5 protein-coding genes are annotated in these 4,022 nt (G+C 67.1%); 4 read left to right on the forward strand and 1 reads right to left on the reverse strand.

Going from position 1 to position 4,022, the window contains the following annotated elements:
- From PGX04_RS19580 to PGX04_RS19595, 4 genes are all read left to right on the forward strand, one after another.
- The coding region (locus tag PGX04_RS19580) for an ABC transporter permease (protein WP_273740047.1) at positions 1–1,847 on the forward strand (1,847 nt) is incomplete at its 5' end.
- Positions 1,844–2,890 (forward strand): ABC transporter ATP-binding protein, encoded by a 1,047-nt coding sequence (locus PGX04_RS19585; protein ID WP_273740048.1) that lies wholly within the window; start codon positions 1,844–1,846, stop codon positions 2,888–2,890. The genes PGX04_RS19580 and PGX04_RS19585, both read left to right, overlap by 4 nt.
- Before the next feature lie 99 nt (positions 2,891–2,989).
- Positions 2,990–3,301: a carboxypeptidase regulatory-like domain-containing protein gene (locus PGX04_RS19590; protein ID WP_273740049.1), complete on the forward strand. Its 312-nt coding sequence runs from the start codon at positions 2,990–2,992 to the stop codon at positions 3,299–3,301.
- A gap of 148 nt (positions 3,302–3,449) precedes the next feature.
- Positions 3,450–3,668: a hypothetical protein gene (locus tag PGX04_RS19595; protein WP_273740050.1), complete on the forward strand. Its 219-nt coding sequence runs from the start codon at positions 3,450–3,452 to the stop codon at positions 3,666–3,668.
- Between the two features lie 49 nt (positions 3,669–3,717).
- On the opposite strand, the gene PGX04_RS19600 is transcribed toward PGX04_RS19595, so the two are convergent.
- Positions 3,718–4,022, reverse strand: a 305-nt coding sequence (locus PGX04_RS19600) for a helicase C-terminal domain-containing protein (RefSeq protein ID WP_273740051.1), incomplete at its 5' end; no start/stop codon positions are given.

Consider the following 4,022-nt stretch of genomic DNA (forward strand, 5'->3'; position numbering starts at 1 on the left):
GGCTCGAGCGCCGCGCGCTCGCCCTGACGGCGCTCGCGACGGCCGTCATCCTCGCCGTCATGCTTTACCTGCCGGTCGGCGTCGTCTTCGTCAACGCCGTCTTCGACGACGGCGCGGCGACGCTCGCGTTCTTCCGCGCGGTCCTCACCGACCCGTTCTACTTTGGGGTGCTCGCGGACGTCTTCGCGGAGCCGCTGGCGGTGGGAACGCACCTCGAGTCGCTCGTCGGCTGGCTCACAGCCGTCTCGATTTCAGTATCGCTCGAGTACCCGATCCCCGGCGTTCCGCTACCGGTACCGTGGCCGAGTCTCGAGCTACCGGCGTTTCGAAAAGGACTGTTCGGCTTTACGGCCTATCAGGCCGCACTGTCGACGGTCGCGAGCCTCGCGCTAGGACTGCCCGCCGCGTCCGTCCTCGCGAACTACGAATTCCGCGGTCGACAGACGCTGCGCTCGCTGACGATCCTCCCCTTCGTCCTGCCGGGAATCATGGTCGCCGTCGGCTTCTACGCGATGTTCGGCCGGGCCGGAACGCTCAACCAGCTCCTCGCAATCGGCGGACTCGGGCCGTACCCGTTCATCGAGTGGAACCCGCTCGCGATCGTGATCGTCGCTCACGCGTTCTACAACGCGCCGCTGGTGACCCGAGTCACCGTCGCCGCCTGGGAGTCCGTCGACGTCCGGGCCGTCGAAACCGCTCGCAGTCTCGGAGCGAGTCCCCGCCGGGCATTTCGCGACATCGTCGTTCCGCAGCTCCTGCCGGCCGTCATGACCGGCGCGCTGTTGACCTTCATCTTCACGTTCATGACGTTCCCCATCGTCCTCGCGCTGGGCGGCCTGCAACTCGCGACCGTCGAGGTCTGGATCTACGATCGCGTTCGACAGCTCGCCTACGCCGAGGTCGCGACGCTCGCGATCCTCGAGACGATCCTCTCGCTCGCGCTGACCTACGCCTACCTCCGATACGAGTCCGCTCAATCCGGGCTGGCTCGATCGGCCACCGCGCCGTCCCGAAAACCGCTCTTTCCGGATCTTCGGACGGCGCTCTCGCCGCGCAGACTGGCGATCGTCGGCTACGGGTTCGTCACCGTCGTCGTCTTCGTCGGTCCGATGGCGAGCCTCGTCGTGGGCAGTGTGACCGACGGAAGCGGGCTCACGCTGCGTCACTACGCGTTCCTGCTCGAGCGCCAGCTCGAGGGGGCGTCCTACCAGACGCTGCCGTGGATCGCGATTCGGAATTCGGTGCTGTTCGGGGTCGCGACGCTGGTCGTCGCGGTACCGATGGGCATGATCGTCTCGGTGGTGACGGTCCGCGCGGGCCGGGGCGGGGCCATCGTTGATACGCTCGCGATGTTGCCGCTGGCAGTCAGCGGCGTCGTCTTCGGAATCGGCCTGCTACAGGGCCTCGTCTTCGGTATCCCGCTGCCCGGCGGCTGGCGGTTCCAGGTGACGGGTGGGGTCGCAATCGTCGCCGCCCACGCCGTCGCGGCCTACCCCTTCGTCACGCGCAACGTCTCGCCGCTGCTCGCGACTCTCGATCCGGCGATGGTCGAGTCCGCTCGAGCGCTCGGGGCCTCTCGATACCGGGCGCTCCGAGACGTCGAACTCCCGCTGGTGGCGAGCGGCATCGTCGCCGGAGCCGCCTTCGCCTTCGCCATCTCGATCGGCGAGTTCTCTTCGACGGTAATTTTGGCCAGCGGCAGCGAGGCGTACACCATGCCCGTCGCCGTCGAGCGCTATCTCGGTCGCCGCTCCGGTCCCGCAATCGCCATGGGAACGGTGCTGTTGGGCGTCACGGCCGCGAGCTTCGTCGTCGTCGACCGCGTCGGCGGGAGGTTCGAGCGATGACCGGGCTCAGCCTCGAGAACGTCTCGAAGGTCTACGGTGCGGACGACGCCGGAACCGTCGCGCTCGAGGGCGTCGATCTGACGGTCCGCGACGGGGAGTTCTTCACCCTCGTCGGCCCCTCCGGGTGCGGAAAGACGACCACGCTTCGAACCGTCGCCGGATTCGAGGAGCCGACCGAGGGAACCGTCCGCTTCGACGGTCGGGAGATGGCCGGCGTCCCACCCGAACAGCGGGACGTCGGCGTCGTCTTCCAGAGCTACGCGCTGTTTCCGCACATGAGCGTCGCCGAGAACGTCGGTTACGGCCTTCAGTTTCGGGAGCCGCCGGACGGACTGTCGGTCGACGAACGCGTCGCCGAACTGCTGGAGCTGGTCGATCTCGAGGGGATGGACGACCGACGCCCCGACCAGATGTCCGGCGGCCAGCAACAGCGGGTCGCGCTGGCTCGAGCGCTCGCGCCGGCTCCGGACCTGCTCGTACTGGACGAGCCGATGAGCGCGCTCGACGCCCAGCTCCGGGAGTCGCTGCGCCGACAGGTCAAGCGAATCCAGTCCGACCTCGAGATCACGACCGTCTACGTCACCCACGATCAGGCGGAAGCGCTGGCGATCTCGGATCGGCTCGCGGTCATGAACGGGGGCCGCGTCGAGCAGGTCGGCCGCCCGCAGGAGATTTATCGGGAACCAGCGACGCGGTTCGTCGCGGAGTTCGTCGGCGATAACAACGTCTTCGACGGCGAGGTTCGGAGCCGCGACGGCGAGTACGCGCGAGTCGAAGTCGACGGCGAGCGGTTCACGCTGCCGGCGTCCGCCGGAACCGATCGGCTCGCCTTCTGCGTGCGGCCGGGCGCGCTCTCACAGTCCGTGGAGCACAACCGGCTGACGGTGAGCGTCGAGACCAGCGAATTTCTCGGCGAAACCGTCCGCGTCAACGGTCGATGGAACGGTGCGCGGATCGTCCTGCAGCTTCCCGCGGTTCCCGAACGCGACGAACTGACGGTCGGATTCGAACCCGACGACGCACACGTCGTCGATTCGCACTGAGAGCCGTCGTCGGTCGTTTCGCCCGTTCCGGAAAATCGTTTCAGCCGTCCCAGAACACGCAAGCGGCCCTCTTTCACTATAGTCGTGGTACTACTTCACATGAGAGTCACTCGCCAGCTCCGGATCGGCCTCGAGCGAAGCGAGGTAGCGGTCGGAACCGAGTTCGCCGTCCGCGTCCGCGATAATCGACGACAGCCCGTCGAGGGAGCCGTCGTTACGACCGAAACGAAGTCGGTGCCGACGGACGAGCGGGGCCTGTGCCGGCTGCAGTTCGATTCGCCCGGGTTCTGGAAGCTCACGGCGGCGAAATCTCCGAGCGACCGCGTGGCGTACAAACCTGCCTCGGCGCTCGTTCGAGTGGTGCCGAACGCGGCCGCACTCCGTCCCTATCGCCCCACGAACTCTCGATAGTGGCACCGATCAGTCGGCGCCGACGCGGCGTGCTCGCTGGCGCGTTCAGTGTCCTCGAGCGCGGTGAGTCGACCGTCGGTTTCGCTCTCGAGGACACGGGCGTGAAGTCTGCCACAGCGTTATCCCGCCTGCAACCGTATTCGATCCGATGGCAGACTCCAAGGACGGTCGGAATAAGCAGGCCGACGACGCGGAGAAGCGCCAGCGCGAGCGGGAACTCGACGAGGCGCTCGAGCGCGGCGACGAAGACGAGCCGACGCTCGAGGACGAAACCGAACTGAACCGAGACGAGGATAATCAGACCGAGGAGAGCGGCGAGACTGAGGAGAGCGGCGAGACTGAGGAGAGCGGCGAGACTGAGGAGTGAGAGTCGCTACGTGAGCCCCCTACTGACGACCGATCGACGTGATCGCTCGCTACTGCGATGGGAGCCGCGACCGAAATCGCTCGAGGCCGACGTCAAGCATGTCGGGACTGACGGGTTGGAACTCGTCGTCATCGGGCAGATAGGGTCTAACGGAGTCCCAACTATCGCGGGCGTAGCGCTCGTCGAGCAGGACGCGAACGCCGACGTCGTCGGGACTGCGGATGACGCGGCCGATGGCCTGCCTGGCCTTCCGAACTGCGGGAATCGTCAGCGCGTAGGTGAAGCCCACGCCGGACGCTGACGCGCCCGGCTTGCCCCCCGACCCCCGGTCGGGGACGTTGCTGAACTCGTCGT

It is taken from the genome of Natrinema soli (genome assembly GCF_028618695.1).

What these genes read in the sequence shown, in the direction of transcription:
- PGX04_RS19590 (WP_273740049.1), top strand. Translation starts at nt 2,990, where the DNA reads ATGAGAGTCACTCGCCAGCTCCGGATCGGCCTCGAGCGAAGCGAGGTA.
- PGX04_RS19595 (WP_273740050.1), top strand. Translation starts at nt 3,450, where the DNA reads ATGGCAGACTCCAAGGACGGTCGGAATAAGCAGGCCGACGACGCGGAG.
- PGX04_RS19585 (WP_273740048.1), top strand. Translation starts at nt 1,844, where the DNA reads ATGACCGGGCTCAGCCTCGAGAACGTCTCGAAGGTCTACGGTGCGGAC.